Origin of the sequence: Candidatus Methylospira mobilis (assembly GCF_009498235.1) — a bacterium.
Taxonomy (GTDB): domain Bacteria; phylum Pseudomonadota; class Gammaproteobacteria; order Methylococcales; family Methylococcaceae; genus Methylospira; species Methylospira mobilis.
On record NZ_CP044205.1, the window covers coordinates 2176768 to 2192630 of the forward strand.

Below are 15863 nucleotides of genomic sequence, written 5' to 3' on the forward strand. Positions count from 1 at the left end.
AATAATAATGAGAAAAATATGAATAACATTTACATCGCTGTACTACTGTCTGTCGTTCTTGCCGCTTGTAGCGAGAGCAAGGAACAGCTGGACTTAAGGCAAGCGTTGACTGCCAAACTGGCGGAAGACTCCGATCTCAAGGACTATAAACTGGATCCGGCGCACGTCGCCGATTGTATCGTGAGTGAAATCGCGGAAAATGTTTCGGCCCTTCCTGGACATCCGCCGAGGCAGCAGGTACTCGAAGCTTATGCGAAGTTTGTCAGCGTCAATTCTCCCGGTGATGCCCAGAAGGCTGTCGACCAATACAAGGATTTGTTTGGCGGCGTGAAAGAGTCGCAGGCTGCGGCGATGCAGGTAACCGATTATATTATGGATTGCATGGGGCAGGCGATTGAAAAAATCACCCCTGAAAATGGAGCATCGCAGCCGGTATCAACTCCCCATGAGCAATCGAACGCGGTGCCGGCGAACGAAAACAGGCAAGCTGCGCCCCAGGCAAAATAACGGCATGAGCGCGCCCCGTGATTGCGGGTTTTTTCAAATGGATAAAGGTTCACTGTTCAGCTAGCGCTTGTGAGTCAAGCGCGAAGCAGTCGTAAGTGTGAGGCAAGGCAGTCGAGATACGCAGCAAGGCATCGGTTATATTAACCGCGCTAAAAGTCAGGTCTCGTCTGACTAATCGGTCTTCCTTTCCACTGTGGATGCTGAAGCGCTACAAACGAGTAATCAATGCTTCTTTGTCGGTCTGGAGCGGAGTTGCGGCGTAGCCGGTTTACATAGAGGCGAATCTTTTAACGCCTCCATGATCAGCGAGCCGGCGTGCTGCGTCAGCCTTTCAGCGTGACGATCGAGATAACTCAGAACCTCTTCGCTCACCTCTGACGGAGCCTCCGTTTGTGAGCATGGGAGCTTGAGGGCCGCTGCTGTTCCCATGATATAGCCGGTGCATAGTCCGATGTTATACTCGGGAGTCGAACCCAAATCTTCAGGCTGATTTTGAGAATGAAGATATTGACATTTACTTTTTAGTGTTATGCCATTAACCGCATGTGCGGTATTGCTGAATGAAATCATGCATATACTTGCCATGCCTGCCGCGGTGAGAAATACCTTTCCAAGAGCAAGAGGGCGTTTCATGTTTATTTGCTGTGGCATGGGAAGTTCTCTTTCAAGCCGATCAGAATAACTTCCGAGGCATCGAGATCAAGCAGCTCTGTTGCTTTGGTCAGAAACTGCGCCATTTTTTTATGTATGTCCCGCTTCCTTGCATCCTGAGGCAGGCAGAAACCGGTTGCATTTTCCAGCACGGCACTGAAATAGCCTAAACAAAAGCCCGCATCCCGGGCAGAGAAATCACCGGTCATCTTTTGCATGTGTTCGTATTGGATACAGTCTTTTTTGAAATCGTTGCCGGTGTAACTACCCGCAAGAGCGAACTGCCCTGAAATGGATAGGAAAATAAGGCAGAACATGGTTATTGCGGTAATCAGCGGCATGATTTCGCGACGACCGACTGGGCGGTTTGACGGTATCGCGCTATAAAGATGCATATGCGTTTGCAGTTGTCATGGCTGTTATCATACAAACAATCACAAGGTAAAAATAGCAGTGATACGAAAGTTCAAAGCAGAACACGGGGTTATTCGGTAAAATAAGAAAGAAGGTAACTATACAGTGAGTGTCTTAGCGCGATGGCCGAAGCGGTCGGGTTGAGTCAGGGGCCGGCTGGGGGGCATCTTCCCAAGGTACTGTGCGTGCCTGATTGAGAAGAACGGATTCCTGCCGTGATGGCGTCACACTTGTTGCTACTAGTTTGGTTATGTAAAAAATATAGTTTTCGATATCTGAAAAATTTAGGGTGATGGCTCCCCGAGGGCGCTGTTTTTGTTTTACTTGAAATGCGTGTTATATATCCAGCCATGAAAATAGATTTGCATCAGACCACCGCTTTTACTGATCAGAAGCCGGGTACCTCCGGTCTGCGAAAAAAAGTACGTCAGTTCCAGCAGCCGGGTTATTTGGAGAACTTCGTTCAGTCGGTTTTCGACACTATCGGCGATGTATCGGGAAAGGTCCTGGTTCTGGGCGGCGACGGACGCTATTTCAACCGGGAGGCCTTACAGATAATTATACGCATGGCTGTTGCTTCCGGGATAGAGCGCCTGCTCGTCGGTCAGAACGGTTTACTATCGACGCCGGCTGCTTCCTGCGTCATACGCAAATACAAAGCGGATGGCGGTTTCATTTTGTCCGCCAGCCATAATCCAGGCGGCCCCGAAGAAGATTTCGGTATCAAGTTCAATCTTGCCAACGGAGGACCGGCTACCGAAACATTTACCAATTCGGTATTCGAGTGCAGTAAAAAATTGACAGCTTACCGTATAGCCGACATCTCTCCGATAGACATCGATACCCTGGGTAGCCGGCAAATCGGTCCCACTACCGTTGAAATTATCGACTCGGTAGCCGATTATGCCGACCTGATGTCTCATCTTTTCGATTTCAAACTAATAGGCTCAGCGCTGCGTTCAGGCGCACTGACGATCTGTTTCGATGCGATGCATGCAGTAACCGGCCCTTACGCCCGCCGTATTCTGGAGGACCGTCTAGGCGCGCCTCATGGTTCGGTTATCAATGCGATACCGCTTGAGGATTTTGGCGGCGGCCACCCGGATCCCAATCTGATTCACGCTCGTCAATTGGTCGAAATCATGCAGCGGCCGAACGCTCCCGCGCTGGGTGCGGCTTCCGACGGCGATGGCGATAGAAACATGGTAATGGGCTCTCGTTTCTTTGTAACGCCAAGCGACAGTCTGGCTGTTATTGCTGCGAATCTTTCCCTGTTGCCGGGTTATAGATCGGGTTTATGCGGCGTTGCTCGTTCTATGCCTACCAGTCAGGCGGTGGATCGTGTCGCGCGCGCCGTCGGCATCGATAGCTATGAAACGCCGACCGGGTGGAAGTTTTTCGGAAACCTGCTGGATGCGCGCAAAATTACCGTATGCGGCGAGGAAAGTTTTGGAGCCGGCTCGGACCATATTCGCGAAAAAGACGGCTTGTGGGCGGTGCTGTTCTGGTTGAACCTGCTGGCCATCAAAAAGAAACCTGTTTCGGATATCCTGCGCGAACATTGGTCCAATTTTGGCCGCGATTACTACACTCGCCATGATTATGAGAGTATCGAAAGCGCCAAAGCGGAAGATATCATGGCGCACCTTCGCTCTCAGCTGGCGCAACTGCCCGGTGCCGAATTCGGCATTTACCGCGTTGTATTGGCCGATGATTTCAAATACAAAGATCCAATTGACGGCTCGGTTACGGAGCATCAGGGCATTCGGGTTATTTTTGAAAACGGTTCCAGAATAGTATTCCGTCTATCCGGAACAGGTACTGAGGGCGCTACGTTGCGAATTTATATCGAGCGTTACGAGCGTCGCGCCTCCCTGCACGATCAGGAAACACAGGTCTATCTGAGCGACCTGATTGCAATTGCCGAGTCGCTTAGCCAGGTGCATCAACGTTCCGGCATGTCCGGTCCGAGCGTGATTACCTAAATGCCGTTACGCACCAGGCTGATTGTGAATATGCTGTTTATCAGCTTGATTACGGCGGTTTCGGTGGGGGGAATAGCCTACTTGAAGCTAAAGCGGGATTTTCTCTCTGTAACTCTAGAACTTGCATTCCAGGACTTTCAGCAGGATGTAGTGGCCTACTTGAACCGCTACGGCTCATGGGAAAAGGGGCAGCATGTCGAGCCTTTTCCTGCTTTCGCAAGGCGCGTGCATTTCCTCCAGGGATTCCCGGAGGCCGGTTCAGCAGACAACGCCATTCGCGGATCGAGCGGGACTCCACTGGCTGATGGAGATGGCAGCCAACCCGAGAATACAATAACATCGGATCGTACACCGCCATTCATGTTTTTGCTCATCGATTTGCAGGGACGAGTACTGCATGGCGCCGGACATTACCTTAATGGTGACTTGGTCGATGAACGTCTCCGCTTGACGGGGCGGCCGATCAGCGCCAACGGGAGGGTGGAGGTGCTGGCGATACCGCCTGTCGGCACGCCGCAGTTGAATATCCGCGATGAGGTCTATCTGAAAATTATGCGCGAAGCGTTAATCGGCGGAATGGCCGTCGCTGGCGGGCTGGCTATCGTGCTGGGGGTGCTGACTGGTAATCGTCTTAGCGCGACAGTACGCGAATTGACGGCAGCGATTCGTTCGATGAGTCCCGGAGACGCTCTGCGCCAGCGGGTAGAGGTGCGTTCCAAAGATGAAATGGGCGTGCTGGCTGCCGCTTTCAATCGCATGAGCATTGAATTGGCGCAAACCCATGAAGCGTTGCAGTTGACTTCCGATCAATTACGATTTCAATCGGAGCAGTTGAAGGAGTTGAGTATTCGTGATCCGCTGACCTATTTATACAATCGTCGCCATTTCGATGAGCAGGCCGCTTTTTTATTCCTGCAGTCGTTGCAAAATGACGCCCCTTTTTGCGTTATGGTTGGTGACCTTGATCATTTCAAGTCCATCAACGATAATTTTTCCCATGCAATCGGTGACGAAGTATTGCGCCGGGTCGCTACGTTGCTACAACAGAATCTCCGCCAGAACGACATAGCGGCGCGTTACGGAGGAGAGGAATTTGTCATTGCCTTTGCCGGCTGTTCGTTGCAACATGCGGCGAATCGTTGCGAAGCGCTGCGGAGCTGTATAGAAAAACACACCTGGCGCGATCTTCACCCCGGTTTGCTGGTTACCATGAGTATGGGGTTGAGCGACGACACGGCGGTTGACAGCATTGAGAAGATGCTGGCTGCAGCCGATAAGCGTTTATATGAAGCGAAGAATGGCGGACGCAACCGTGTTGCTTACGCCGCTCGGCATTCGGAAGCGCGGAGCGGCAACATGAATACGAATAGTCGCCCGCCTGGGTAATGCCGCTATTGCCGGGCTAAATCAGTTTACCTGGGGGGGTGTCTTGTGCGGGTTAGCAAAAAAGCAATCAGCAAGCTGATCCATACGATGGAAAACCATCCGATAATGCCATCGAAACTGCTGACCAGCCATGCAAACGGGGAAGGAACCGTCAAAGTGGTAAACGACTTGACGATTTTTATGACAAAAATCCAGCCTGTATGAATGCCGATAGTGAACGCCAGGCCTTGTTCCGGTTGCCTGATACGTATAGCACTCAAAAACAATCCGCAGACGAATAGCGCCATAAAGTCATCCAGTTGTGTGCCGACAAGATGTTTAAGTCCACTATCCAGCAATATGAAACCGGAAAACCATTGCGCTTCTTCGGCTCCCGGTCTCAAATCGGTACTGAGGAAATGCAGTCCTGAATAATAGAAGGAGCTGGTAATTCCGGCAATGACCCATCCACCCTTATTTCTGAGAGCGCCCAGCAAAAAACCCCTGAACAGCAATTCTTCCGCAATACCCAGGATCAGTCCGACCAAAGCCGCTTTCCAGGCTGCATCCAGCAGTGTTTTCAAGCCGAGCCGCTCCGGGTCGATATGCCGTATGTCGAGTATAATCAGAAACAGAGTATGCACGCCCAGCATCAGTACTCCCCAGCCGAAGCCGCTGCTCAGGCGTCTCAAGGACTGGCTTGCTGAAAAACTCAGGCCTAGTTCTGCACGGCCAATGCCGAGCCAGCGTCCTATGGGATAGATACCTAAAACCAGTAACAAATAGGCGCCGCGCGAAACATGCCCGTGAAAATCGAGCGGGATAATATGTAATTTGTATAGCGGGTATGCCAGCGCAGCGGCCACCAGCAAGCATGACGCAAAATAGATAAATGGCGTCGAAAAAAGGAAAAGGAGACGCGCCGCTTTTCCCGTCAAGGCAAGTGCACTCATGTTTTCCTAACCGAACGTCGAACCGTTCCATCCCCAAAAATTGCCCGGTGCATTGCTGAACTCGATATAAATTCTATCGCGCGACAGCTTCAGGTTCTCCTCCAGCAGTTGCGGCAGCGAGGCCGATAGAGATTTGGCTTGTGCGGGACTCAAACCTATGCTCTTGCATTCGAGATAGGCCAGCGGCTCATCACTGCCGCCGAACAGCATGGAAAGTCCTCCGGCGACTTCCAGCATGACATAGCTTTCCGGTTTGCCGGTTTCTTTGGCAATAAGCCTGGAAAGCTCGCCGAGCAGTTGCTGCGTTTGCTGTTCGCTCAGACTGATGTTGGTGTTTAATTTTAAAAAAGGCATACTCTTCTCCGCTGGTCAGGTCCAGGTTAACGAGATGCTATTATGCCCTAACGTTTACGGTTACCGCTATCCACCCGCTGCCCTTGTCCGGACCTTGTATCCATAGCGAAGCACTGTACAATGCGATAAACAAATGTATATGCGTCTTTCGGACAACCTTAGCTACAGGAGATAAACATGAGTGAACTGATCGTAATTGGATACGACGATGCATATAAGGCGGAAGAAGTCAGGCTTTCGCTGCTGCGTCTGCAGCGCGAATACTTGATTGATCTCGAAGATGCTGTGGTTGCAATAAAAAAGACGGACGGTACCATCAAGCTGAATCAGGCCACCAATCTGACAGCGATCGGCGCTACCGGCGGCGGTTTTTGGGGACTGTTGATCGGTTTGCTGTTCCTAAACCCGCTATTGGGCGTAACTGTAGGCGCGGCATCCGGAGCGGTGGCCGGAGCGCTCTCCGATGTAGGAATCAACGACCAGTTTATGAAGGATTTGAGCCAGTCATTAAAACCAGGCGCCTCGGCTTTATTCATTCTGGCCAGAAAAATTACTCCAGACAAGGTGCTGGAAGAATTGAAGGGCGTCGGCGGGCGTATTATCAAGACTTCGCTGAGTCATGAAGACGAGGAGCAACTGCAACAGGCGCTCGACTCCGCGAAACGCGGCGAATGAGCTAAATCGCCAGCAATTTTTCCCGTACTGACGCGGGATTAAAACTACTTTGCGTGAATCTTTGAAAACAGCGCGGATGCTGTTTTCAAATGCCCGGCGATTTGAGTATAATCAAATCCTAGTTCTCAAGCGAATGTGGCGAAACTGGTAGACGCGCTGGATTTAGGTTCCAGTGGGGGAACCCTTGAGAGTTCGAGTCTCTCCATTCGCACCAACCCCATCCATTTCGCATACGAGCATGTCCGGAGGCGCAAAGACAGCCTCCGGCAAGCTGTGTGCTGTCTTGGTTTTTTAGATTCCATATGTTTTGTTAAGGTTTATAAAATGCAGGTCTCCGTCGAAGCCGTGTCTGAGTTAGGTCGTAAACTGACTGTTCAGGTGCCAGAAAATCAAATCAGGGAGCAGGTAGCCAAGCGGCTGAAGTCGCTGAGCCGGCAAGCGAAAATTGACGGTTTCAGGCCCGGGAAAGTACCCGAAAGCGTGATTCGTCAGCGCTATGGCGCCAGTGTGCGCTTCGAGGTGCTGGAAGACGTTATACAGTCCAGTTTCCGTGAAGCCGTCCTGCGCGAAAAGCTGAAACCTGCCGCAGCACCGGAAATCGAACCGGAAAACCTGCAGGAAGACAGCGACCTGCGATATATAGCCAGCTTCGAAGTTATGCCGGAAGTTGCCGTGACGGCGCTGGAGTCATTGACTTTGCCGCATTATGTTTCGGAAGTAACCGAAAGCGATGTAGACGTCATGGTTTTAAAGCTGCGAGAACAGCGCAAAACATGGAATGAAGTGGAGCGTCAGGCGCAAAACGGCGACCAGTTGCTTATCAGCATGGAAGGTCGTGCCGGTGAACAGGATTTAACCGGGGGCAAGGTTGAAAACATGCCACTGGAACTGGGTTCCGGACGCTTCATACCGGGTTTCGAAGACCATCTGCTGGGTGCGTCGGCTGGCGAGACGCGCAGTTTCGATCTTGCTTTTCCGGAAGATTACGGCAAAGCGGATCTGGCAGGAAAAAACGCTTCGTTTACCGTCGAAGTTATCAAGGTTTCAGCTCCGGTATTGGCAGAGTTGGATGCCGACTTTTTCACGGCGTTTGGCGCCGAAAACGATATCAATGTTTTTCGCTGCATGGTTAAAGACAACCTGGAGCGAGAAATGCATCGCGCGCTAAGGAAAAAAACCAAAGACGCCATGATGAGCGCATTGAGCGAGTCGCATAGCCACATTCCATTGCCGCAAGCGCTGGTGGAGCAGGAAATTGAAGCGATGCTTACGCCAAACGATAATGCCTCACAGCGTAATAATAAACGGAAAGAAGCTGTGTCCCCTGAGCTGAAAGAACAGGTTGAGCCTTTTGCGCGCAAACGCGTACTGCTGGGGTTTGTAATCAATCAGGTAGTGGAAAACGAGAAGTTGAAAGTGGATGCCGGACGAGTGCGTACGTCCGTCGAGGATGCAGCGAGCAGCTATGAAAGCCCGGAGCAGGTCGTAAACTGGTATTACAATAATCCGGATCAATTGCGCCATATTGAAGAAATGGTACTTGAAGATCAGGTGGTAGACCTGATATTGTCCAAGGCAACGGTCAAAGAAGAGTCTGTAGATTTTCAAACACTGGTGGAACCTGCACGGCAAATGGCCTGATTCTGGTTTAGGAGCATTAAATATGATGAGTTACAGTAACAAGGCCGAGTCTATCCGTAATGCCGGCGGTCTGGTACCGATGGTTATCGAGCAGTCCGCCAGAGGCGAACGCGCCTACGATATATATTCGCGCCTGTTGAAAGAGCGGGTCATTTTTCTGGTAGGACAAGTCGAAGACCACATGGCCAATCTGGTCGTCGCCCAATTATTATTTCTCGAGTCCGAAAATCCGGATAAGGACATTTATCTTTATATTAATTCACCTGGCGGCGCGGTGACCGCCGGCATGGCAATCTACGACACGATGCAGTTTATCAAGCCTGACGTCAGTACCTTGTGCATCGGACAGGCAGCCAGTATGGGCGCTTTACTGCTGGCGGGCGGCGAGCATGGAAAACGTTACTGCCTGCCCCATTCGCGAGTGATGATTCATCAGCCCTTGGGCGGTTTTCAGGGACAGGCGAGCGATATTGACATTCATGCGCGCGAAATTCTGGCGGTCAGGGAACGGCTTAACAATATTCTGGTTCAGCATACCGGGCAACCGCTGGAAAAAATTCGCCAGGATACCGATAGAGACAATTTCATGGGAGGGGACGATGCGGTTCAATATGGCATCGTCGATAAAGTATTAACAAAACGCAATGAAACAGATGCCGCATAACATAAACTTAAAGTCGCCGGTGGCGCGGGATATTCCCGCCGCCACGGTTTTGAGTTACGTTTTGACAATCGAGGTAGATCATGAGTGACGATGTAAAACGTAAAACTACAAAAGGCAAGCTGTTGTACTGCTCGTTTTGCGGCAAGAGCCAGAATGAAGTTCGCAAGCTGATTGCCGGTCCGTCGGTTTATGTTTGCAACGAATGCGTAGAGCTTTGTAACGATATAATCCGCGAGGAACTGGAGGAGCAGGAAGCCGCGTCGGCTGATAGCTTACCCAAGCCCAAGGAAATCAAGCAGGTTCTGGATGAATATGTGATCGGCCAGGATAAGGCAAAGCGTATTCTCGCAGTGGCCGTTTACAATCATTACAAACGCCTGCGCGTGCAGGGCAAAAAGAGCAATGATGTCGAGCTGGCAAAAAGCAATATACTTTTAGTAGGGCCGACAGGGTCGGGTAAAACCTTGCTGGCTGAAACGCTTGCGCGCCTGCTCGACGTACCGTTTACCATCGCAGACGCTACTACCTTGACCGAAGCGGGGTATGTCGGCGAAGATGTTGAAAACATACTGCAGAAAATACTGCAAAAATGCGATTACGATGTCGAAAAGGCCGAGTCCGGAATCGTTTATATCGACGAGATCGACAAAATATCTCGTAAATCCGACAACCCTTCCATTACGCGCGACGTTTCGGGGGAGGGTGTTCAACAAGCGCTGCTGAAACTGATCGAAGGAACAGTTGCTTCGGTACCGCCTCAGGGCGGGCGCAAGCATCCGCAGCAGGAGTTCCTCCAGGTCAATACCGCAAACATGCTGTTTATTTGCGGCGGCGCGTTTGCGGGTCTGGACAAGGTGATCCAGGCGCGCTCGGAAAAAGGCGGTATCGGGTTTTCCGCTGAAGTAAAGAGCAAGGACGACAGGAAAAACATAGGTAAACTGCTGGCCGGAGTCGAAGCGGAAGATCTTATCAAATACGGATTGATTCCCGAATTCGTTGGCAGATTACCGGTTGTTGCAACGCTGGACGAGCTTGATGTTGCCGGTTTGGTGGAGATACTCGTCAAACCTAAAAATGCTCTGGTCAAACAATACAAAAAATTATTCGAAATGGAAGGGTGCGAGCTCGAAATACGCGATGACGCCCTGCAGGCCATCGCCCGCAAGGCCATGGATCGTAAAACCGGCGCGCGAGGACTAAGAACGATAGTCGAGTACGCATTGCTGGACACCATGTACGAGCTTCCGTCTGCTGAAAATATCTCCAAGGTTGTTATCGACGAAAAAGTAATCGAGGGGATAAACGAACCGTACCTGGTTTATCGAAGTGAAGAGAAGCAAGCGGCTTCGAGCTAAGCGTCAATCCATTTGGTGACATCCAGCGAGCGTCTTTAAATCATGACCGATGCAATCCGGTAGTAGTAAGGAAGCATGTCGCGGTAGATTCAAACTGCGCCGCAAACGGTTTTACCGGATTTGGTTCGCCTTATCTTTATCAACATACTGTGAATGGATACTCTGTTATTTGATTGCACATCGGCCTTGATTTTCTGTTTAGCCATGCCTATATCTGTGATAACAGCAACGTAGAGAGAGTCAGTAATGGAAAAAGATTTGGATAGGCCAGACGCATTAGACGGTCGTGCAGCGCCGGTTTTACCGTTGCGCGATGTAGTAGTTTACCCCTACATGGTGATACCGCTTTTCGTAGGGCGCAATAAATCCATAGAGGCCCTGGATATCGCCATGCGCGATAACAGGCAGATTATGCTGGTCGCGCAAAAGGATCCCGAGGTCGACGATCCTGAGCATGCGGATTTATTCGACGTCGGAACACTGTCGAATATCCTGCAGTTGCTGAAATTGCCCGACGGTACTGTCAAAGTGCTGGTGGAAGGTAGCGTGCGCGCGCGTGTAACTCGTTACGAACAGCAGGAGAACCATTTTCTTGCGTATACGGAACTCCTGACCGATGAACTGAGCGTTAACGAGCAAGAGCTGGACGTACTGGTCAGAACCGCGATCAGCGCTTTCGATCAATATGTCAAACTCAACAAACGCATACCGCCAGAAGTGCTGAATTCGCTGTCGGGTATCGATGATCCCAGTCGTTTGGCCGATACCATCGCTGCACATATGACCATCAAGGTTGAAGATAAGCAGGCTGTGCTCGAAACCGGCAATATTGCGGCTCGTCTGGAACGCTTGATGACCCTGATGGAAACCGAGGTCGATATTCTTGAAATGGAAAAGCGCATCCGCGGCCGCGTCAAGCAGCAAATGGAAAAAAACCAGCGCGAGTATTACCTTAATGAGCAAATGAAGGCGATACAAAAGGAGCTTGGCGAACTCGATGACGTTCCCAATGAAATGGAAGAACTGGCAAACCGGATTGAGAAAGCCGGAATGCCTGAAGCGGCTCACAGCAAAGCCGTCGCTGAACTGAACAAGCTGAAACTGATGTCGCCGATGTCGGCGGAAGCTACCGTAGTGCGCAATTATCTGGACTGGATGATTAACGTTCCATGGAAAAAGAAAACCCGCGTCAATCATGACCTGAAAAACGCCGAAGCCATACTTGAGTCCGATCATTTCGGTCTTGAAAAAGTCAAGGAACGCATACTGGAATATCTTGCCGTGCAACAGCGAGTCCGCAAGATAAAAGGCCCTATCCTATGTCTGGTGGGACCACCGGGCGTAGGTAAAACCTCGCTGGGTAAATCCATAGCCAAGGCGACCAATAGAAAATACCTGCGCATGGCTCTGGGCGGTGTACGCGACGAAGCTGAAATTCGCGGGCATCGGAGAACCTACATCGGTTCCATGCCTGGAAAAATCCTGCAGAATCTGGCTAAAGTGAAAACCAGAAATCCGATGTTCCTGCTGGACGAAATTGATAAAATGGCGATGGATTTTCGTGGCGATCCGTCATCAGCCTTACTGGAGGTTCTGGACCCGGAGCAAAACCATACCTTCAGCGACCACTATCTTGAGGTCGACTTCGATCTTTCCGACGTGATGTTTGTCGCTACGGCAAACACCATGGATATTCCTGCTCCCTTGCTGGATCGCATGGAAGTGATACGCATAGCGGGTTATACCGAAGATGAAAAAATCGGCATTGCAATGAAGTATCTGATTCCGAAACAAATCAGGGATAACGGACTGAAGGAAAAGGAAATCAGCATCAGTGAGGCGGCTGTACGCGATATTATTCGTTATTATACGCGCGAAGCTGGCGTGCGCGGATTGGAGCGCGACTTATCCAAGATATGCCGCAAGGTTGTAAAAAATCTGTTGCTGAAGCCAAGTACGCGCAAAACAACCATTACTCCGCAAAACCTCGATACCTATCTCGGCGTTCAACGCTACCGCTTTGGCCGCGCGGAAGAAAGCGATCAGGTCGGGCAGGTTACAGGTCTGGCATGGACTGAAGTCGGCGGTGAGTTACTAACGATAGAAGCAGTTGTTATTGCCGGCACCGGTAAGCAGACATATACCGGCAAACTGGGCGAAGTCATGCAGGAGTCGATACGCACCGCCATGACTGTCGCACGTGCAAGAGCGGAAATGCTGGGTATCGACCCCGAGTTTTATCAAAAGCATGATGTACACATTCATGTGCCGGAAGGCGCTACGCCCAAAGACGGTCCCAGCGCGGGAATAGGAATGTGTACCGCGTTGGTCTCCTCATTGACACGCATCCCGGTGCGTTCGGATGTGGCGATGACCGGCGAAATTACCTTGCGTGGAGAGGTATTGCCCATCGGCGGACTCAAGGAAAAGTTACTGGCAGCGCGGCGCGGAGGGATTCATACTGTGTTGATTCCGCAAGAAAATGAAAAAGATCTTGCCGAAATTCCGGCTAATGTGAAAAAGGATCTGAAAATTATCCCTGTAAAGTGGATAGACGAGGTTTTTGCGACGGCTTTGCAACGCATGCCCGAACCGCTTGAGGTTATCCCGGCTGTTGTTGAGGCGGAAATAGGCAAGCCGACGAAACCTCAAGTCAAATCCGGCAAAAGAACTGCGCATTGAGGCAAAGAAAATCAGTTATCTAGAGACATACGCCGGCAGTGCACGTTTCTTGACACTGCTTTCGCGGAACTGATACATTTACTCGTAATGCCACCAGGGGCATGATACAAGGTGCGCGTTGATTACACCAGCAACGGTTAAAACCGGCGGCTGGTATTCATCCGTCGTTTACTCAGTACTGAATCAAATAGAGGAAATCATGAACAAAGCGGAACTCGTCGATCAAATCGCCAGTGTAGCGGATATCTCCAAAGTGGATGCGGGGCGTGCACTGGATGCATTCGTTACCGTCGTTACGGATGCATTAAAGACAGGGGATACAGTTTCACTAGTGGGATTTGGTTCATTTTCCGTGAAGGAAAGAGCGGAACGTCAGGGTCGCAATCCTCAGAGTGGGGAAGCCATTACTATTAAGGCAGCAAAAATTCCTTCATTTAAAGCTGGTAAAGTCCTAAAAGATGCTGTAGACTAATCGGATATTCAGTAAAGAGATACTGGGTGCTTAGCTCAGCTGGGAGAGCATCGCCCTTACAAGGCGAGGGTCGTAGGTTCGATCCCTACAGCACCCACCAAAATTGGAGCGGTAGTTCAGTTGGTCAGAATACCGGCCTGTCACGCCGGGGGTCGCGGGTTCGAGCCCCGTCCGCTCCGCCAAGAACCGAAACCCCGCGATTTATTTCGCGGGGTTTTTTTTTGTACGCTATATTGATTTTCGGGTTGGTGCTTCATGTTGCAAGCGATACGTGACAAAGCTCAAGGGGTCTTTGCCTGGGCCATGTTGATTCTGGTAGGCATTCCTTTCACGCTTTGGGGTATAGAAAACTACTTCGAGGGGGGGAAAGAAACTCCTGTCGCCCAAGTTAGCGGACATGAAATATTCGAACGGGACGTTAATCGCGCTTACGAAGGTATGCTATCCAGTATCGCCGGATTGGGGCAGTACGACGAAACCCAGATCAGGCAGGAGGCATTAAACAAGCTGATTGCGGACACCCTGGTAGCAAAGTTCACCAGCGATAACCTGATGGTTGTCGGCGACGAGGATATCCGTGCTTTTGTACAGGGCTTACCGTATTTCCAAACCGATGCTCAATTCGATAAGGAAAAATACAAACAGGTATTGCGAGCTCAAGGCTCGACGCCTGCACAGTTTGCAGAGCAAATACGCAACGCATTGATCCAGGAGCAAGTTCAACGCGGAATAACTGAAACAGCTTTTACTACGCACAGGCAGTTGGAAGAATTTTATCGCTTGCGTAATCAAAGCCGGAGCATTGAATATTTGACCATTGCATTGCAGAGAAACATAGAAAACGTAGGCAGCGATGAAATAACGGCGTTCTATCATGAGCATGAAGCGGAATTCGTTACCCCGGAAAAAGTTGCCATACAATATCTCAGCGTTTCGCTTGATGATGTAGCGAGTGCTAGTCAGGTAAGCGAAGATGATCTGAAGGGCTTATATGAAGAGCAGAAAAATCATGTTGCCAACAACGAACGTCGCCGTGTAAGCCATATTCTTATTGCAGCTGATGCAGCGGTAAATCCGGAAGAAGACAGGAAGGCGAAAGATAAAGCCGGCGAGATATATCAGCGCATTATTAAGGGTGAAGATTTCTCGCGTCTGGCAAGTACATCCTCCGATGACAAAGTTTCTTCGGCAAAAGGCGGGGACTTGGGAATAATGAGCCGTGACGCCATGGATCGCAGTTTTTCAGACGCGGCTTTCAAGCTTGCCAAGGGGCAGGTTTCAGCTCCGGTTAGAACGGCATTCGGCTATCATTTAATACGCGTAACGGAAATCGATCGCGATGAATTGCGTTCATTCCAGGAAATGCGCCCGGAACTACTGAAAACTGCCCAGCGTAGCGCGGCGGAAAATCGTTTTTACGAAATCGGACAAACATTGACCGAACAGGCTTTTGAACATCCGGATAGCCTTGAGGCAGCCGCCGCCGCTCTGAATCTGAAAATACAGGAAACGGCGCCATTTACGCATAATGAGGCAGGGAATGGAATTACCTCCGAAGCAGCGGTGCGCGATGCCGCCTTTAGCGATGACGTGCTGAACGGTAAAAACAGCGAAGCAATCGAATTGGGGGCCGAGCGTGTAGCCGTATTGCGAGTGAAAACGCATATACCGTCGGCAACGCTCGATTTGGCTACTGTGAGCCCGGATATAATTAAGCGACTAAGCGAGCAGAAAAAGCGGGAACAAACGAGGAAGAAAAGCAATGAACTCTTTGAACAGGCAAAACAGGGAGCAAGTTTGTCGGCGTTGGCGAAGTCAGGCGGGTATATATTACAGCAATCCCAGAATTTGCTGCGCACCGGCAACAATCTGCCGTCAGAGCTGATTGCTGCGGTATTCAAGGCGCCAAGGAGTTTATCGGATGCGGAGCCGGTACAAGCCGCTCTCAATAACGGCGACCAGATCATATTTCGGTTAATAGCCGTCAAGGACGGCGATCTGAATAAGATCGACCCCAAGGAGCTGGAGATGGCTTCCGAGTATCTTCAGAAAAAAACGGCGCAGGATGATTTTGATGGCTGGGTAGATCAGTTACGAGTAAATGCTGATGTGCACGTTTCCAATAAAAAAGAATAACGGTTACCG

General features: G+C 50.6%; 14 protein-coding genes and 3 tRNA genes. 13 read left to right on the forward strand and 4 right to left on the reverse strand.

Going from position 1 to position 15863, the window contains the following annotated elements:
• The first annotated feature begins 18 nt into the window (after positions 1-18).
• The gene (locus F6R98_RS09650) at positions 19-507 is read left to right on the forward strand and encodes a hypothetical protein (RefSeq protein ID WP_194270210.1); all 489 of its coding nucleotides are present in this window, start codon (positions 19-21) and stop codon (positions 505-507) included.
• A gap of 222 nt (positions 508-729) precedes the next feature.
• Here the strand turns inward: F6R98_RS09650 and F6R98_RS09655 are convergent, their stop codons facing one another.
• Both F6R98_RS09655 and F6R98_RS09660 read right to left on the reverse strand, forming a co-directional pair.
• Positions 730-1158: a Rap1a/Tai family immunity protein gene (locus F6R98_RS09655; RefSeq protein WP_153248834.1), complete on the reverse strand. Its 429-nt coding sequence runs from the start codon at positions 1156-1158 to the stop codon at positions 730-732.
• Complete coding sequence (locus F6R98_RS09660; protein ID WP_153248835.1) at positions 1143-1553, reverse strand: Rap1a/Tai family immunity protein; 411 nt, start codon at positions 1551-1553, stop codon at positions 1143-1145. Before F6R98_RS09660 ends, F6R98_RS09655 begins: the two co-directional genes overlap by 16 nt.
• A 369-nt stretch (positions 1554-1922) precedes the next feature.
• On the opposite strand from F6R98_RS09660, the gene F6R98_RS09665 reads away from it, so the two are divergent.
• Positions 1923-3557, forward strand: coding sequence for an alpha-D-glucose phosphate-specific phosphoglucomutase (locus F6R98_RS09665; protein ID WP_153248836.1), 1635 nt, complete (start codon positions 1923-1925; stop codon positions 3555-3557).
• Positions 3558-4943, forward strand: coding sequence for a GGDEF domain-containing protein (locus F6R98_RS09670; RefSeq protein WP_153248837.1), 1386 nt, complete (start codon positions 3558-3560; stop codon positions 4941-4943).
• 26 nt (positions 4944-4969) lie between these two features.
• Here F6R98_RS09670 and F6R98_RS09675 read toward each other — a convergent pair whose 3' ends face one another.
• Positions 4970-5875 carry a CPBP family intramembrane glutamic endopeptidase gene (locus F6R98_RS09675; protein WP_153248838.1) on the reverse strand — a complete coding sequence of 302 codons (906 nt, stop codon included), beginning with the start codon at positions 5873-5875 and terminating at the stop codon, positions 4970-4972.
• Positions 5876-5881: 6 nt separating this feature from the next.
• Entirely contained in the window at positions 5882-6229 is a 348-nt protein-coding gene (locus F6R98_RS09680; RefSeq protein WP_153248839.1) for a phenylpyruvate tautomerase MIF-related protein, read from the reverse strand.
• A 177-nt stretch (positions 6230-6406) separates the two neighbouring features.
• Here F6R98_RS09680 and F6R98_RS09685 point away from each other — a divergent pair, with 177 nt between their 5' ends.
• The 10 genes from F6R98_RS09685 (at position 6407) to F6R98_RS09730 (ending at position 15854) form a co-directional block, all read left to right on the forward strand.
• On the forward strand, positions 6407-6904 hold the full coding sequence (locus F6R98_RS09685) for a DUF1269 domain-containing protein (RefSeq protein ID WP_153248840.1): 498 nt from the start codon (positions 6407-6409) through the stop codon (positions 6902-6904).
• Between the two features lie 129 nt (positions 6905-7033).
• Positions 7034-7118 (forward strand) — tRNA-Leu (locus F6R98_RS09690).
• Between the two features lie 110 nt (positions 7119-7228).
• Positions 7229-8545, forward strand: coding sequence for a trigger factor (gene tig, locus F6R98_RS09695; RefSeq protein ID WP_153248841.1), 1317 nt, complete (start codon positions 7229-7231; stop codon positions 8543-8545).
• 22 nt (positions 8546-8567) lie between these two features.
• Positions 8568-9209 (forward strand): ATP-dependent Clp endopeptidase proteolytic subunit ClpP, encoded by a 642-nt coding sequence (gene clpP, locus F6R98_RS09700; RefSeq protein WP_407079287.1) that lies wholly within the window; start codon positions 8568-8570, stop codon positions 9207-9209.
• A gap of 80 nt (positions 9210-9289) precedes the next feature.
• A complete protein-coding gene (gene clpX / locus F6R98_RS09705; protein ID WP_153248842.1) occupies positions 9290-10564 on the forward strand; it encodes an ATP-dependent Clp protease ATP-binding subunit ClpX in 1275 nt (424 codons plus the stop codon).
• A 246-nt stretch (positions 10565-10810) separates the two neighbouring features.
• Positions 10811-13246: an endopeptidase La gene (lon, locus tag F6R98_RS09710; RefSeq protein ID WP_153248843.1), complete on the forward strand. Its 2436-nt coding sequence runs from the start codon at positions 10811-10813 to the stop codon at positions 13244-13246.
• 199 nt (positions 13247-13445) lie between these two features.
• Positions 13446-13718, forward strand: coding sequence for an HU family DNA-binding protein (locus F6R98_RS09715; protein WP_153250995.1), 273 nt, complete (start codon positions 13446-13448; stop codon positions 13716-13718).
• Between the two features lie 24 nt (positions 13719-13742).
• Positions 13743-13818: transfer RNA gene (locus tag F6R98_RS09720), tRNA-Val, on the forward strand.
• A gap of 5 nt (positions 13819-13823) precedes the next feature.
• Positions 13824-13900: transfer RNA gene (locus F6R98_RS09725), tRNA-Asp, on the forward strand.
• A 73-nt stretch (positions 13901-13973) separates the two neighbouring features.
• Positions 13974-15854 (forward strand): SurA N-terminal domain-containing protein, encoded by a 1881-nt coding sequence (locus tag F6R98_RS09730; protein WP_153248844.1) that lies wholly within the window; start codon positions 13974-13976, stop codon positions 15852-15854.
• Positions 15855-15863 lie beyond the last annotated feature (9 nt).

Bases quoted from the DNA above. Each gene is read 5' to 3' on its own strand.
- tig (WP_153248841.1), top strand. From the start codon at position 7,229: ATGCAGGTCTCCGTCGAAGCCGTGTCTGAGTTAGGTCGTAAACTGACT.
- F6R98_RS09665 (WP_153248836.1), top strand. From the start codon at position 1,923: ATGAAAATAGATTTGCATCAGACCACCGCTTTTACTGATCAGAAGCCG.
- F6R98_RS09660 (WP_153248835.1), bottom strand. From the start codon at position 1,553: ATGCATCTTTATAGCGCGATACCGTCAAACCGCCCAGTCGGTCGTCGC.
- F6R98_RS09670 (WP_153248837.1), top strand. From the start codon at position 3,558: ATGCCGTTACGCACCAGGCTGATTGTGAATATGCTGTTTATCAGCTTG.
- F6R98_RS09650 (WP_194270210.1), top strand. From the start codon at position 19: ATGAATAACATTTACATCGCTGTACTACTGTCTGTCGTTCTTGCCGCT.
- clpX (WP_153248842.1), top strand. From the start codon at position 9,290: ATGAGTGACGATGTAAAACGTAAAACTACAAAAGGCAAGCTGTTGTAC.
- lon (WP_153248843.1), top strand. From the start codon at position 10,811: ATGGAAAAAGATTTGGATAGGCCAGACGCATTAGACGGTCGTGCAGCG.
- F6R98_RS09685 (WP_153248840.1), top strand. From the start codon at position 6,407: ATGAGTGAACTGATCGTAATTGGATACGACGATGCATATAAGGCGGAA.
- F6R98_RS09680 (WP_153248839.1), bottom strand. From the start codon at position 6,229: ATGCCTTTTTTAAAATTAAACACCAACATCAGTCTGAGCGAACAGCAA.
- F6R98_RS09675 (WP_153248838.1), bottom strand. From the start codon at position 5,875: ATGAGTGCACTTGCCTTGACGGGAAAAGCGGCGCGTCTCCTTTTCCTT.
- F6R98_RS09730 (WP_153248844.1), top strand. From the start codon at position 13,974: ATGTTGCAAGCGATACGTGACAAAGCTCAAGGGGTCTTTGCCTGGGCC.
- F6R98_RS09655 (WP_153248834.1), bottom strand. From the start codon at position 1,158: ATGCCACAGCAAATAAACATGAAACGCCCTCTTGCTCTTGGAAAGGTA.
- clpP (WP_407079287.1), top strand. From the start codon at position 8,568: ATGATGAGTTACAGTAACAAGGCCGAGTCTATCCGTAATGCCGGCGGT.
- F6R98_RS09715 (WP_153250995.1), top strand. From the start codon at position 13,446: ATGAACAAAGCGGAACTCGTCGATCAAATCGCCAGTGTAGCGGATATC.